The 13,224-nt window shown below is 64.1% G+C and carries 15 protein-coding genes; 5 read left to right on the top strand and 10 right to left on the bottom strand.

The window, feature by feature from the left end; translation table 11 throughout:
• Positions 1-165: 165 nt before the first annotated feature.
• From RFN30_RS00585 to RFN30_RS00555, 7 genes are all read right to left on the bottom strand, one after another.
• Positions 166-822, bottom strand: coding sequence for a methionine ABC transporter permease (locus RFN30_RS00585; RefSeq protein WP_320260199.1), 657 nt, complete (start codon positions 820-822; stop codon positions 166-168).
• Complete coding sequence (locus tag RFN30_RS00580) at positions 803-1,894, bottom strand: methionine ABC transporter ATP-binding protein (protein WP_320260198.1); 1,092 nt, start codon at positions 1,892-1,894, stop codon at positions 803-805. Before RFN30_RS00580 ends, RFN30_RS00585 begins: the two co-directional genes overlap by 20 nt.
• An 83-nt stretch (positions 1,895-1,977) precedes the next feature.
• On the bottom strand, positions 1,978-2,829 hold the full coding sequence (locus RFN30_RS00575) for a MetQ/NlpA family lipoprotein (RefSeq protein WP_320260197.1): 852 nt from the start codon (positions 2,827-2,829) through the stop codon (positions 1,978-1,980).
• Positions 2,830-3,038: 209 nt separating this feature from the next.
• Complete coding sequence (gene cuyB / locus RFN30_RS00570; protein WP_320260196.1) at positions 3,039-3,836, bottom strand: cysteate racemase; 798 nt, start codon at positions 3,834-3,836, stop codon at positions 3,039-3,041.
• The gene (locus RFN30_RS00565; protein WP_320260195.1) at positions 3,833-5,197 is read right to left on the bottom strand and encodes a dicarboxylate/amino acid:cation symporter; all 1,365 of its coding nucleotides are present in this window, start codon (positions 5,195-5,197) and stop codon (positions 3,833-3,835) included. Before RFN30_RS00565 ends, cuyB begins: the two co-directional genes overlap by 4 nt.
• A gap of 2 nt (positions 5,198-5,199) precedes the next feature.
• Positions 5,200-6,039, bottom strand: a complete 840-nt coding sequence (locus tag RFN30_RS00560; RefSeq protein ID WP_320260194.1) for a substrate-binding periplasmic protein — start codon at positions 6,037-6,039, stop codon at positions 5,200-5,202.
• A gap of 194 nt (positions 6,040-6,233) precedes the next feature.
• A complete protein-coding gene (locus RFN30_RS00555; protein ID WP_320260193.1) occupies positions 6,234-6,923 on the bottom strand; it encodes an SDR family NAD(P)-dependent oxidoreductase in 690 nt (229 codons plus the stop codon).
• Positions 6,924-7,139: 216 nt separating this feature from the next.
• Here RFN30_RS00555 and RFN30_RS00550 point away from each other — a divergent pair, with 216 nt between their 5' ends.
• The gene (locus RFN30_RS00550; RefSeq protein ID WP_320260192.1) at positions 7,140-8,255 is read left to right on the top strand and encodes an anhydro-N-acetylmuramic acid kinase; all 1,116 of its coding nucleotides are present in this window, start codon (positions 7,140-7,142) and stop codon (positions 8,253-8,255) included.
• A gap of 99 nt (positions 8,256-8,354) precedes the next feature.
• Here RFN30_RS00550 and RFN30_RS00545 read toward each other — a convergent pair whose 3' ends face one another.
• Positions 8,355-8,777 (bottom strand): GNAT family N-acetyltransferase, encoded by a 423-nt coding sequence (locus RFN30_RS00545; RefSeq protein WP_320260191.1) that lies wholly within the window; start codon positions 8,775-8,777, stop codon positions 8,355-8,357.
• Positions 8,778-8,931: 154 nt separating this feature from the next.
• Between RFN30_RS00545 and RFN30_RS00540 the strand changes: the two genes are divergently transcribed.
• From RFN30_RS00540 to RFN30_RS00530, 3 genes are all read left to right on the top strand, one after another.
• Complete coding sequence (locus RFN30_RS00540) at positions 8,932-9,471, top strand: dihydrofolate reductase family protein (RefSeq protein WP_320260190.1); 540 nt, start codon at positions 8,932-8,934, stop codon at positions 9,469-9,471.
• 85 nt (positions 9,472-9,556) lie between these two features.
• On the top strand, positions 9,557-10,009 hold the full coding sequence (locus RFN30_RS00535; protein WP_320260189.1) for a GFA family protein: 453 nt from the start codon (positions 9,557-9,559) through the stop codon (positions 10,007-10,009).
• Positions 10,010-10,062: 53 nt separating this feature from the next.
• A complete protein-coding gene (locus tag RFN30_RS00530) occupies positions 10,063-10,977 on the top strand; it encodes a sigma-70 family RNA polymerase sigma factor (protein ID WP_320260188.1) in 915 nt (304 codons plus the stop codon).
• 10 nt (positions 10,978-10,987) lie between these two features.
• Here the strand turns inward: RFN30_RS00530 and RFN30_RS00525 are convergent, their stop codons facing one another.
• Positions 10,988-12,166 (bottom strand): MFS transporter, encoded by a 1,179-nt coding sequence (locus tag RFN30_RS00525; protein WP_320260187.1) that lies wholly within the window; start codon positions 12,164-12,166, stop codon positions 10,988-10,990.
• Between the two features lie 48 nt (positions 12,167-12,214).
• Between RFN30_RS00525 and RFN30_RS00520 the strand changes: the two genes are divergently transcribed.
• Positions 12,215-12,754, top strand: a complete 540-nt coding sequence (locus RFN30_RS00520; RefSeq protein WP_320260186.1) for an Lrp/AsnC family transcriptional regulator — start codon at positions 12,215-12,217, stop codon at positions 12,752-12,754.
• Between the two features lie 68 nt (positions 12,755-12,822).
• Here the strand turns inward: RFN30_RS00520 and RFN30_RS00515 are convergent, their stop codons facing one another.
• Positions 12,823-13,137, bottom strand: coding sequence for an EthD family reductase (locus RFN30_RS00515; RefSeq protein ID WP_320260185.1), 315 nt, complete (start codon positions 13,135-13,137; stop codon positions 12,823-12,825).
• Positions 13,138-13,224 lie beyond the last annotated feature (87 nt).

Here is a 13,224-nt window from a genome sequence, read left to right as displayed (position 1 = left end):
CTTTTCCTGGAATGCTCTGGCGACCCCGCCGCACGATGACATGCGCGTCATTGCGGGTGAAGAAACGCGCCGACCAATCTCACCGCAAACGGAGCAAGCCGCCGCTCAATTCTGGGCTTTTGCGGCAAATTGCGTTCGATGCGACCACCGCTTGCCGCGCGTCGCTTATCCGCGATGATCCAGCCGCGCGACCAGCCGGTCGCCGATCCACTGGATGCCGCAGACCAAGACAATGAGCACGACGACCACGGCGACCATGACGCTGGTCTCGAAACGCTGGTAGCCATAGCGGATGGCAAGGTCGCCGAGACCGCCTGCGCCGATGGCGCCGGCCATGGCCGAGGCGCCGACCAGCGTCACCAGCGTCACCGTGAAGCCGGCGACGATGCCCGGCAGCGCCTCCGGCACCAGCACCTCGCGGATGATCGTCCAGCGGTTGCCGCCCATGGCGCGCGCCGCCTCGATTAGGCCGTGGTCGACCTCGCGCAGCGATACTTCGGCGATATGGGCGTAGTAGGGCGTGGCGGCGATCGACAGCGGCACGATCGCCGCCCAGGTGCCGATCGAGGTGCCGACGATCAGCCGCGTCACCGGGATCAGCGCCACCAGCAGAATGATGAAAGGAACCGAGCGGAAGCCGTTGATGACTGCGCCGAGAACGCGGTTCACCCAGAGATTCTCGGCGATGCCGCCGCGATCGGTGGCGACCAGCGCCAGGCCCAGCGGCAGGCCGAAAACCAGCGAGATGAGACCGGAAGCGCCGGTCATCAGCACGGTCTCCCAAATCGAGCGGAGCAGGAGTTCAAACAGGACTGGCGACATGGCCAAGCACCTCCACCCGCGCGCCGCGGTCTTTGAGGAATGCGATTGTCTGCGCGAGACGCGCAGCGTCGGCGTCGGAGACGGCGAGGAACAGCGTTCCGACAGGCTGCTGCTGGATATGATCGACACCGCCATGCACGAGGCGGAACGGGCCAGGCACGCTGGCGCTCAGATCAGACAGCAGTGGTCCACGCGCAACCTCGCCGGCCACATCTACCTTGAGGATCGTTTCCGCGCCCTCGCCCGCGGCCAGCCGGCCGGCGATCTCGGGCGGCAATTGCGGCCGGATGGCACCGAGCAGGCTGCGCGTGATCTCTGATTTTGGATTGGCGAAGGCCTGCCAGACGGCGCCCTCCTCGACGATCCGGCCGGCGTCGATCACCGCCACGCGGTCGGCGATCGAACGGATCACCTCCATCTCGTGCGTGATGAGCAGGATGGTGAGGCCGAGCCTGGAATTGATGTCCTTAAGCAGAGCGAGGATCGAGCGCGTCGTCTCCGGGTCGAGGGCCGAGGTCGCCTCGTCGGAAAGCAGCAGCGCCGGTCGCGCGGCGAGCGCCCTGGCGATGCCGACACGCTGCTTCTGCCCGCCCGAGAGCGACGCCGGATAAGCCTTGGCTTTCTCCGACAGGCCGACGAGCTGCAGCAGCTCGGCCGCGCGCGCCAGGCGCTCGGCACGCGGCCGCCCTTCGATCTTGAGCGGCAGCGCGACGTTTTCCTCGACGGTCTTCGCCGACAAAAGGTTGAAGTGCTGGAACACCATGCCGATGCGGCGGCGCAACGGCTGCAGGTCGCGTTCGCCAAGCCGGCTGATCTCGCGGCCCTCGATGAAGACCTCGCCGGAATCCGGACGCTCCAGGCCGTTGAGGCAGCGGATCAGCGTCGACTTGCCGGCGCCGCTGCGGCCGATGATGCCGAGGATCTCGCCCTTCCGCACCGTGAGCGAGACGCCGTCGAGCGCCGCCGTCGCGCCGAAGCGGCGCTTCAGATCGACCAGGCGGACAACATCTTCCGGCCCAGTGGGTCGGATTTGGACCGGATCGGCCAGTTCGGCCGTGACATGCTGGTTCATCTCACCTTCCGTTTCTGCGTCGCGCAAACGCGACGGCGGTCCGCTCAGAAGCGGACCGCCCGTTCCTTCCAGCCACGCGCCGATCAATAGGCGCTGATCCCGGTGCCCTTGTAGACCTTGTCGAACTCGGCCTTGACGGTTTCGTTCTGATAGGAAGCGACCAGCGTCTTCACCCAGGGCTCATTCTCGCTGCCGGCCTTCACCGCGATGAAGTTGCGGTAAGGATTGTCGGCCACCGGCTCCTGCGCGATGCGGTTCTCCGGACCAAGGCCGCTCTTCAGCGCCCAGTCGGTGTTGACCACGGCGGCGTCGAGATCGTCGACCGAGCGGCCGACGATGCCGGCGTCGAGCTCCTTGATCTCGAGCTTCTTCGGGTTCTCGGCGATGTCGGCGGTCGTCGCCAGGATGCCGGTGCCGTCCTTCAGCTTGATCAGCCCCTCATGCTCCAGCACGTGCAGCGCGCGACCCTCGTTGGAGGGATCGTTGGGCAGGCCGATCACGGCGCCTTCCGGCAAGTCGGCGACCTTGGAATGCTTCTTCGAATAGAGGCCGATCGGCCAGACGCCGGTATAGCCGACGGGCACGATATGATAGCCTTGAGTCTTGATCTGGTTGTCGAGATAGGGCTTGTGCTGGAAGGCATTGGCGTCGATCTCGCCGCGCTCCAGCGCCTCGTTGGGCTGGGTGTAATCGTTGAAGACGACGGTTTCGATCGCCAGCCCTTTCTTGGCCGCCTCGGCGGTGACGACCCGCCAGACGTCCTCATCCTCGCCGCTGATGATACCGACTTTGATCGCCTTCTTGTCGTCGGCGAAGGACGGAGAGGGCGCGGTGAGGCCGATGACGGCGAATGTCGTGGCGAGAAGCGCGGCAAGTCCGGTGCGCCTGGTGATTGACGTAACGAGAGATTTTGAAGCGTTGCCGGATTCGGACATGTGCGTTCCTTGCGATCCTGAATTTCATTTCGGCCTGGCGGAGTGCGAAGCCTTGATGTCAGCATCTCCAATGCTGCCCGGCTGGGCAAAGAAGCGCTTTTCCTATCGAACGGGAGGCGGAAAATATTCTCTCAAAGATTTTATGACTTGGAGAACGCAGGCCGCCGTCGGGCAGACATTCGGCGTGGCGAAAGGTCGAAGCTGCGGCGCTATGAAGCCCGCTGCGCAGCCGGCCAGGGCAATCTATCGTGTTCCCGCAGCCGCGACATGGTCGGCAGGCCTCTGGTCTCCTGCGTCCCAAAGCCCAATCGCGTCAGACAAGCCCGCGCCAAGGCCGCATTGCTGTCGATGACGATCACTCCGTTCGTGTCGTTGAGGCTGGCGGCCACCACCGACAGTTCGGTGCAGCCGAGCAAGGCTGCATGGGCGCCGGCCAATTGCGCGAGATGAAGCGCGCGCTCGGCCTCGATCGCCGCATCCGCGATGGAGCCGGCCTTGACGAGGGCGATCGCGTTATCGACCCGCTCCTGAAACTCCATGTCTTCGGGAATGCAGTGCTCGAATCCGGCCGCCGATATCCTCTTCTGATAGAAACCGGAGACCAGCGTGCCGCGAGTCGCGAGGTTCGCGACGCGGCCCCGGTTCAGGCTGCGACGGATTTCCGCCACCACCGCGTCGCCGATGTGGATGATCTCCGCGCGCGAGTCCGCCGCCAGTTGGTCGAACCAATGATGGGCGGTGTTGCACGGCATCGCGATGCAGGCAACGCCGAGCGCATTGAGCGTCGAGACTGTGGCTCGCAGAGGCGCCAGCGGCCCGTCATGGTTGCCGAGGATCGCTTCCGTCCTGTCCGGCAACTGCGGCACGCTGAGGATGACGGCCGGCACATGTTCGTTGTCGCGAAGCGCGTCGGTCATCCGGGTCAGCTTGAAGTAGAAGTCGGCCGATGCGAGCGGCCCGAGACCGCCTATGATGCCGAGCTGGGGACGGATGCTGTCGTCGATCATCGGGCGGGCTCGGTCTCGGGCTCTTCCGAGACGGTTTCGGCAGGCTGCGCCGCCTCCCTGTGGCTGGGCGCGATCATTGCCGTGCTCGCCGCAACGGTGCACACGCTGGACAGCGTCATGAACGTATCGACGGCCGCATCGACCGCGACGAACAGCGCGAAGGCCGCTTCGAAGGGCAGCTTGAGATAGCCGCAAACGATGGACATCTGCGACAGGATGAGCAGGCCGGTCATGCCGCTGGTGGTGAGCGCGAGAAGCGCCGAGACAACGCCGACGAGCAGGAGGTCGGGCACGCCAAGCGGACGGCCGTAGAGCTGGGCGATGAACAGGGAACCCGAAGTGTAGAGCAGCGCCGGGCCGGTCCGCAGCAAGGCCGCCTGCAGCGGCACGAGCAGCTCGACGACAACCAGGTTGAAGCGCATGCGCTCGGTCAAAAGGTTGATGACCCATGGCAGCGAAGCGACCGTGGAGCGTGTGGTGATGGCCACCATCAAAAGCGGCTGGCAGGTCTTGATCGTGGTCCAGTAGCTTCGCCGCGACCGGATGGCGATGACGGCGAAGGCGCCGGCCAGAAAGGTGAGGCAGGACAGGCCCATCACCACCAGGAAACTGCCCATCAGCATGAGCGGCTTGGTTCCGGTCGACGCCGTCTGGTCCGCAATCAGGATGAAGGTTGCAAAGGGCAATCCCCAAACGAACCAGTTGGTGAGCACCGTGCAGGCCCGGTAGACCGCGTTGAGCGCCTGCGACAGACTCATGGACGAGGGCTGAGGGATCTTGCCCATCGCCAGCCCGAAAAGCAGGCAGAACAGCAGCACCTGGATGGTCTGGCCCGAGGCCAGCGCGTTGAAGACGTTGTTCGGCACCAGGTCGAGCAGGATCGAATGCTCGCCGCTTGCGCCCTCATTGGACGGCGGCGGCTGGAACGGGAATGCGAGATCGGTGGATACGCTGCCCTGGGAATTGATGAACTCGCCGAGCTCGATGCGCGACTGCGGGTTCTCGATCTGGCCCGGCTGCAGGACCAGCGAATATGTGCCGCTGACCAGCACGGCCAGGAACGACACGACCAGCACCGCCATGCCCACCTTGCCGAGGTAACGGACCGATTTCGGGTCCTGCACCATCGCCGTGATGGAGAAGATGACCGACGACACAAGATAGGGCAGGACAACCATCTTGAGGAAATTCAGATAGACCTGCGCGACAGGGCTGATGGCGTGGGAAAACCCCGGATAGTAGAGGCCGCAAAGAATGCCTGCCGCGATCATCGCCAGCGTGGTCACGGGCGAGCGCAATATGCGCTTTGCCCCCAGGCGCCAGTCGAAAGGCAAAGGCTCGGCTATATCGGCGACGGTCATCGTCAGGCTTTGCTCCCCAGGCGATAGCGCGCGATGATCTCGTCGGTGTTGAGGACCTGTTGTCCGCGCGCGAGATCAAGATAGAGATCGACAAAGGCCGCGAGGTGCGGATTGTCCGGCCTCACACCGATTGCGATGGTGTCGACCTTGTCCGTCAGCGTGATCGAGCGCGCCACGACCGTCATCGACGGATCGTCGACCATCAGCTTCTTGATCTCGAAATCGTCGCGATAGGCCATGTCGATCGTGCCGTTGCGGATCGCATCGACGAGCATGTCCCATCCCGCGAAACGGTGGAGCTGCGCGTGCGGGAAGGTCGTGGCGGCATAGGTGGCGAATGATGAGCCCTCGATCACGCCGAGATCGCCGGAGAAATCGCGGATGATCTGTTCCGGCGGCTTGCCTTGCGCGATACGTGCCAGGTTGAGGCGGTTGGCGAGCAGCCCCTGATGCAGCATGGCATAGGGCCGGGAATAGAGGATCGAGCGACCGCGCCGAAGGGTGCGGCTGAGCTTGCCGATCGCCATGTCCGCCTGACCGGACATCAGCTGTTTGACCATGCCGTCGAAGGTCACGGCGGATCGGTCGAACACCGGCTCGACGCCAAGCTCCGCGGCGATGCCGCGGGCCAGTTCCATATCTATGCCCTTGTCCCCCGCCCCATCAGCCGGGAAGAACGGATCGGAAGCGAAGGCTGGCATGGCGATGCGCAGCTTGTCATCGGTCGTGGCAGGCTGTGGGGCGTTTTCCGTCTGTTGTGCCGGAACCGTCGCTGCCCGTGCCTGCGCGATCACCAAGCCGACGCTTCCGGCCGTAAGCAGCGTGCGACGTGTAAGCGACATGCGCATTCTCTATTCGTGCAGGGGGGTCAAGTAAACAAACCTGATCCACTTGCAGTATGCACGCCGAGGTTAAACAAAGGTGTCTTTTAAAGCTTTAAATATTACTAGTGGCCAGAGCAACGAAACATGCGATCTGGCTAATATAATCTGGGCGACGCAGGGGCTGCGTAACTGTCAGCAACCAGTTCGGATCGTCAGAACGTCTCGACCCACGGCCTGAGCTCGACCTCGAAACTCCAGGCGCTGCGATGCTGGCGATGGACCGCAAGGTAAGTCTCGGCGATCGCGTCGGGCGAGAGGCGACGATCGGGACGGTCGGGCTCGGCCGCCTGTCCGGGCGGCTCGATCTGGCCGTCGATGATGAAATGCGCGACATGGATGTTCTTCGGGCCGAGCTCGCGCGCCATCGACTGCGCCAGCCCGCGCAGACCGAATTTCGGCATGGCGAAACCGGCCGAGCCTGAGAAGCCCTTGAGACTTGCGGTGGCGCCGGTGAACAGGATCGAGCCGGAGCCGCGCTCAACAAGCCGGCGCGCCGTCTGCTGGCCGACGAGGAAACCGCCATAGGCGCCGACCAGTAATGCCTGCTTGACAGCCTCGGGATCGAGCTCGGCGATCGGGCCACGCGTGCGGCCGCTGGCGTTGAAGACGGCAATTTCGAGCGGGCCGGCCTTGTCCGCGGCCTCGAACAGCCGCGCGACGGAGGCGGCATCCGACACATCCGTCTCCACCGCCTGCGCGCCGGTCTCCTGAGCCAGCGCGGCGAGCTTGTCGACGTTGCGGGCGGCCAGCACGACGCGAAAGCCTTGCTTGGCGAGAAGCCGCGCCAGCGAGGCGCTCAGGCCCTGCCCCGCGCCAGCGATCACTGCAACATTGGCTGCCATGTCGTTCCTCCTTGCTTCGATGCTCGGCCGAGCGCCGACATTCGCGCCGCATAGGCTCGCGCCTTCGGCCGCAAGAGGCAAGAACGACGTTGCTCCATTTTCGCGGTTCGACGCAAAAAGCTGACGGTGGGCGGCAGCCTCCCATCGCTCGCGAAAGACTTGCCTGCCGCCCCGATCCGTCCGACACGTGGTCCAACGGCGATTCGAGGAGCGACCATGGAACCAATCTGGGCCGTCGGCCTGATGACCGGCACGGTGCTTGACGGCAACATCGACGTGGCGCTGATCAAGACCGACGGCGAGCGCATCGCCGACTTCGGCACCTATACCCTGGCCCCCTACCCGCAATCTATCCGTACGCTTCTCGAAGAGACGCTGCGCCAGGCGCGCGCCTGGAATTTCGAAGGACCGGAACCCGCGATCTTCCGCGAAGCCGAGGAAGCGCTGACGCGCGCGCAGTCGGCGGCGGTCAGGGATCTTGTCGAAAGCTATGGGTTCACGATGGCCGATATCGGCGTCGTCGGCTTCCATGGCCAGACGGTGCTGCACCGCGCCCCGCAGCCGGAGCGGATCGGCCGGACGCGCCAGCTCGGCGACGGCGAATTGATGGCGGCCCTCCTCGGCACCAAGGTCGCCTATGATTTCCGCTCGGCCGATGTGGCGGCCGGCGGGCAAGGCGCGCCTTTGGCCGCCGCCTATCATGCGGCGCTGCTCAAGGAGGCGGATGCCAGCGGCGATACTGCCGTGCTCAATCTCGGCGGCGTCGGCAACATCACATGGTGGGACGGCAAGGGCGCAATCGTCGCCTTCGACACCGGTCCGGCCAACGCCCCGGTCAACGACTTCGTCAAGTCGAAGGGTCTCGGCGAGATGGACCGCGACGGCAAGTTGGCGGCCGCCGGCACGGTCGACGAAGCAAGGCTCGAGCGGTTGCTGCAGCATCCCTATCTCACCAAGCCTTACCCGAAATCGCTCGACCGCTTCGACTTCACCGCGGCGATGGCGGACGGTCTCGGGGCCGAGGATGGTGCGGCAACGCTGACGGCTTTCACAGTCTCCGCCGTCGGCAAGGCGCTCGACCTGTTGCCGCGCCGGCCGAAGCGGCTGGCGGTCAGCGGCGGCGGCCGCCGCAACCCGACCATGATGGCGATGCTCGCGACCCGCGCCGGCGTCGAAGTGATGCAAGCCGAGGCGCTCGGCTGGAAAGGCGACGCAGTGGAAGCGGAATGTTTCGCGTTCCTGGCAGTACGCGTGCTGCGCGGCCTGCCGATCAGTTTTCCGAGCACCACCGGTGTGCCGCAGCCGATGCGCGGCGGGAAGCTCGCGGGTTAATGCATGTCGCCCAAAAGTGTGCAGCGGTTTTGGGAGAACGACATGCATCAAAAAGAAACTTAAAGCGCGTCGCCTGAATCCGTTTCTGCGCGACGCGCTTTAAGACAGCTTCTTCTGCAGGAAGATGCGGCAGCGGCCGACCGGAAAATCGGGAAGTGTGCCGAACGGCTGGTAGCCTTGGCGCTGATAGACCTTGGCCGCGGTCGGATTGAAGGTGTCGATCCAGGCGGCCTGGCAGCCACGCGCCAGCGCTTCCCGCTCCGCTGCGTCCAGCATGCTGGCGGCGACGCGTTGGCCGCGCAGCTTCTCGTCGACCCAGAGCCACTGGACGTAGAGCCAGCCCCATGCGGTGTAGCCGGAAATGCCGGCGACGATGGCTCCGGCATCGTCGCGCACGAAGACGGCCAGCGTCTTGCGGCCTGAGACGCCAACGTCGCCGTCATTGAAAGCCGTGAGGGCCTCGCCGACGAAGGCGAGGTCCCGCGGCAAGGGGTCGGTCGTGACTTCCAAAGTCGTGTTCATCGCGCATGCGCTCCGGCCGATGCTTCGCCAAGGCATATCGATGGACCCTGGGTATCGGCAAGCCAACCTTGGTCCAAAAAAATTCTCACGTCGCGTATCCCGGAGCCCATCTCGAACGTCCTAGCAGGATTGGCCTCCTGCAGGAGAATTTGTGATGAGGAAATTGATTGTCGGCAGCTTCGTCTCGCTCGACGGCGTGATCGAGGCGCCCATGAACTGGGCATCGCCCTTCTTTATCGGAGATGCCCTCGAACATTCCTATGCCAAGGCCGGCGAAGCGGAGTACTTCCTGCTCGGTCGCGTGACCTACGAGCTGTTTTCCAACCGATGGCCGCAGATTCAGGGCAAGTATATGGACCGCATGAACGGGCTGAAGAAGCTGGTCGCATCGCGAACCCTGAAAGAGGTCGGCTGGAACGCTTCGCTGATTGAAGGCGACGTCGCGGAGGGTATCGCTGAAATCAAGGCGCAAGGTGGCGGCGACATATTGAAGTACGGTGTCACGCAGCTCGACCAGACCCTGCTCGCCAGCAAGCTCGTCGATGAATATCAGCTCTCGATCCTGCCGACACGCGTCGTTCATGGAAAGCGAGCGTTCCAGGATGTCGACCCATCTCTGGTCAGGTTGGAGCTTACGGACACGCGCCGGTTCGAAAGCGGCATCGTGACGCTGACCTATCGCGTGCTGAAATGACCTTGGCGCAAGTCTGCTCGCTGCGAGAATCAGTCAGGCGCGTATCCTTTTCTCGGCGCCATACGTCTTGGAGTCGCCGGCGATCGTGCCGGTCGGCGAGCGCGGAGAATATTGGAATATGCTGAAGACCTACGCAGGAAGCTGCCATTGCGGCAAAGTTCGGTTCGAGGCCGATATCGACCTCAGCCGGGGAACCGTCAAATGCAATTGTTCGACATGCACCAAGACGCGCTCCTGGGTGGGATTCGTTGGTCCTCAACACTATCGCCTTATGTCCGGGGCCGAAGCGCAGACCGAATATCAGTGGATCCCACCCGGCAGGGAGGCACCCAGCATCCAGTATCACTTCTGCGCGACCTGCGGCACACGCATGCCGGCGCGCGGCGATATTCCGGCGCTTGGCGGCATCGTTTTCGCCATTCCGATAGCGGCTCTCGACGGGATCGATCCAGAAGAACTGGCGGCGGCGCCGGTGATGCATGTCGACGGCAGACATGATCGCTTCGATCGGTCTCCCGATGACATAAGGCTGATGTAGCATGGCCAGACCTTGCTCCGGCGGGACGTGCATAACGGTTTTCGGGTTTCGTGATGATGCAGCCAAGATTTGAGCCTACCGGGCTCTTCGACGTTCGTTACGCCGCGTTTCTGGAAACGGTCGCGCACTTGCGGGAACGGCTGCACGGCTATTGCGCGCGCATGACGGGCTCGGCGCTCGACGGCGAGGACGTCATGCAGGAAACGCTGTTCGAGATCTATCGCAAGATCGAAAAGATCGACGATCCGAGCGCTCTTCGTTTGTGGCTGTTTCGCACCGCGCACAACCGCTGCATCGATTTCCTACGCAACCGGCAAACGCGCCAGCGCGCCGAGGCAAATTTCGTGGTCGACGAGATCGTTCCGCCGGCCGAACCCGCCGGCCAGGGCACCGATCGCGCCATCGAACGGCTGGTGATCCACCTGCCGCCCAAGGAGCGTGCCTGCATTTTGCTGAAGGACGTCTTCGACCATTCGCTGGAAGAGATAGCCGACCTCGTCGGATCGACCGTCGGTGGCGTCAAGGCGGCTTTGAGCCGTGGCCGCGCCAAGCTGGCCGCTTTGCCGAGCCTGCCAGCCGGCCGTTCCGGGCCTTCGCCAGATCCCCAGCTTTCAAGACTGCTGACGCGCTATGTCGAACTCTTCAACCGCCGTGACTGGGACGGTGTGCGGGCATTGACCAGCGCCGACGCGCAACTGCGGGTCTCGGACTGCTTCAGGGGACCCTTGTCGGAATCGATCTACTTCGTCGAATATGAAAAGGGCAAGGCCAACTGGCAGATAACGATCGGCGCGGTCGATGACGAAATCGTGCTGCTCGTGCTCCACCGGGACGAAGCCGGCTGGAAACCGGCTTATCCGGTCCGGATCGAAGCCACCAACGGGATCGTAATTCGGATCAGCGACTATTATGCATGCCCATGGCTGCTAAGGGCGGCGCGCACGGTCGTCGTTGCGAGCCCGAACTGATTGCAGACAGTCAGCCCACTGACCGCCACGCTGCGGCACCTGCCGCCACCAGCATCAATCCGGCCGCGATCAGGGCGCAATTGGCGAAGCCGAAGCTTGTGTAGAGCGGTCCGAAGCCCGCGGTGCCGACGGTGACGGCCAGATAGGTGACCGCGCTGTTCAGGCCCATGATGGTGCCGCGGCGCGAAGGGTCGAGCGCCGTCAGGCGCATCACCAGAACGTTCAGCCCGAAATGATTGGCCAGGCCCCAGACGGCAATCGTCGCCATCATGAGACCGAAGACGTCGCTCGCCGAGGCCATAGCGAGATAGACGGCGGCGACCAGCAGGTAGGCGAAGGGCATGACGCGGCGGGCGCCGAGGCGATCGATGACGCCGTCGAGCAGTGCGGCCGCGCCGAAGCCGAGGCCATAGGCGATCGCCGCAAGGCCGTTGGCGCTGACGGGCTCGCCGAGACCTTCATGCAGATGATCGCCGAGATAGCCGTAAACCCCGTAGAAAGCGGTCATGAAGGCGCCGCAAGCGATCAGCAGCGGCAAGATGCCGGGCACGGCCAGCGCGCCGAGCGGCGACGGCGCCGGACCGCTTTTCCTGGCGTCGCGCAGCGAGCTCATTGCGAGGCCGGCGACGGCGATTCCGGCCAGAAGCGCGACAGTGGCGAAGACGGCGCGCCAGTGGATGAGATCGGCAAGCACGGCCGACAGCGACACGCCGGCGACCATGGAGAGCGTCCAGCCGGTCAGCACGACGCCGATGGTGCCGCTCTCGCGGCCGGGCGGCGCGATCGCCGCCGAGCTGGCATAGATCGCAGGCATGGCCACACCCGCGGCGATGCCGGCAACGAGCTGGGCCGCGACCAGCGCCGTCACGGTCGGCGCGAGCGCGCTTGCGATCAGTGCCAGCGCCAGCAAAAGCAAGGCCCCTTGCAGCATGCGGCGCGCGCCGATCCGGTCGATGTAGCGGGCGAGGAAGAGCGCGCTGGCCGAAGTGCCGAGACCGAAAGCGGCGGCGGCCGTCATCACCGCCGGCACGCTCGCCCCGAACGACGCCGCGACGGCGGGCGCAATCGGCCCGAGAACCAGCGAGTTCGAGCCGATGACGGCGATGCAGCCGGTGAGCAGATAGGCCGCCGCCGGGATTGGTGCCCGCGGCGCGGCGGTCAGAATTGCTGATTGATCACTGTTCGACATATCTCCATAATGGCCGAATTAAATTCAGCATCAATGGAGAATTTCCATATGGACACAGAAACAGATGACGTTCAGCGGAACAGGCAACCTGCCCGTGAGGTCGACCCGATCGACCGAAAAATATTAGGCGTTCTCGTCGACGACGCGACCATCAGCTATGCCGAGCTCGGCGAGCGCGTCGGCCTGTCGCCGCCAGCGGCGCATGAGCGCGTCAAGCGGCTAAGGCGCAGCGGCGCCATCCGTGCCACCTCGGCGATCATCGATCCGAAGGCGGTGAAGAAGCCGCTGCTCGCCTTCGTGCACATCGACACAAGAGGCTGGGGCAAGACGCCGGAGCTGATGGCGATTTCCGAATGTCCGGAAGTGGAGGAAATCCATTCCGTCGCCGGCGATACCTGCATGCTGCTCAAAGTGCGCACCGAGGACACAAGGGCGCTGGAAGGCCTGCTGTCGCGGATCTACGAGACGCCGGGCGTGGTCTCGACGCGCAGCTATGTGGTGCTGTCGACCTATCTCGAACGGCCGGTGCAGCCGGATATCACGGCCGAATGGCCGGCGCCGCGGCACATGGCGACGCCGGTATACTAGGCTGGCTTGAGACGATCGAGCAGCGCCGTCATTTCATCCGCTCGCCTGCCGAGACGAACAGGGCGGGCTCAGACTTCTTTGTTGTCGAAAAGGAACATTTGAACGCCCGAGTCGTCAGGCGCATAGATTCGGCGATCGGCCCCAGCCGCTTGTCCCTCAGGGCTTGCGAACGCTCTTTCGATCGCCGCAAGGTCGTCGAAATACAGCGTTCCGATCCGATGGATACTGGAAGTTCCCACCGGCGTCGCGATCGGGCCGTCGCTGACCTCGTATTTCCGGAGACCCGGAATCCTCTTGGCGAGAGGCACGTGGATTTCGAAGTAATGCCGGTCAAACGCCTCGACGTCCTTCGGTGTGGGGTAGATGACGACCATCCGGGCCATTGCGGTGCTCCTTCTGTTTCGGACACATCAAGGACGACGAGGCGGATGGAAACGGAACGTGACGCAAAAGATTTTTGGAAGACTGAA

This window comes from Mesorhizobium dulcispinae (assembly GCF_033977345.1).
Taxonomy (GTDB): domain Bacteria; phylum Pseudomonadota; class Alphaproteobacteria; order Rhizobiales; family Rhizobiaceae; genus Mesorhizobium; species Mesorhizobium dulcispinae.
The sequence above is the reverse complement of the archived record's forward strand: the minus strand, read 5'-3'. Positions and strand labels throughout refer to the sequence as shown.

Bases quoted from the DNA above. Each gene is read 5' to 3' on its own strand.
- RFN30_RS00555 (WP_320260193.1), bottom strand. From the start codon at position 6,923: ATGGCAGCCAATGTTGCAGTGATCGCTGGCGCGGGGCAGGGCCTGAGC.
- cuyB (WP_320260196.1), bottom strand. From the start codon at position 3,836: ATGATCGACGACAGCATCCGTCCCCAGCTCGGCATCATAGGCGGTCTC.
- RFN30_RS00575 (WP_320260197.1), bottom strand. From the start codon at position 2,829: ATGTCCGAATCCGGCAACGCTTCAAAATCTCTCGTTACGTCAATCACC.
- RFN30_RS00540 (WP_320260190.1), top strand. From the start codon at position 8,932: ATGAGGAAATTGATTGTCGGCAGCTTCGTCTCGCTCGACGGCGTGATC.
- RFN30_RS00560 (WP_320260194.1), bottom strand. From the start codon at position 6,039: ATGTCGCTTACACGTCGCACGCTGCTTACGGCCGGAAGCGTCGGCTTG.
- RFN30_RS00585 (WP_320260199.1), bottom strand. From the start codon at position 822: ATGTCGCCAGTCCTGTTTGAACTCCTGCTCCGCTCGATTTGGGAGACC.
- RFN30_RS00525 (WP_320260187.1), bottom strand. From the start codon at position 12,166: ATGTCGAACAGTGATCAATCAGCAATTCTGACCGCCGCGCCGCGGGCA.
- RFN30_RS00520 (WP_320260186.1), top strand. From the start codon at position 12,215: ATGGACACAGAAACAGATGACGTTCAGCGGAACAGGCAACCTGCCCGT.
- RFN30_RS00565 (WP_320260195.1), bottom strand. From the start codon at position 5,197: ATGACCGTCGCCGATATAGCCGAGCCTTTGCCTTTCGACTGGCGCCTG.
- RFN30_RS00580 (WP_320260198.1), bottom strand. From the start codon at position 1,894: ATGAACCAGCATGTCACGGCCGAACTGGCCGATCCGGTCCAAATCCGA.
- RFN30_RS00530 (WP_320260188.1), top strand. From the start codon at position 10,063: ATGATGCAGCCAAGATTTGAGCCTACCGGGCTCTTCGACGTTCGTTAC.
- RFN30_RS00550 (WP_320260192.1), top strand. From the start codon at position 7,140: ATGGAACCAATCTGGGCCGTCGGCCTGATGACCGGCACGGTGCTTGAC.
- RFN30_RS00515 (WP_320260185.1), bottom strand. From the start codon at position 13,137: ATGGCCCGGATGGTCGTCATCTACCCCACACCGAAGGACGTCGAGGCG.
- RFN30_RS00545 (WP_320260191.1), bottom strand. From the start codon at position 8,777: ATGAACACGACTTTGGAAGTCACGACCGACCCCTTGCCGCGGGACCTC.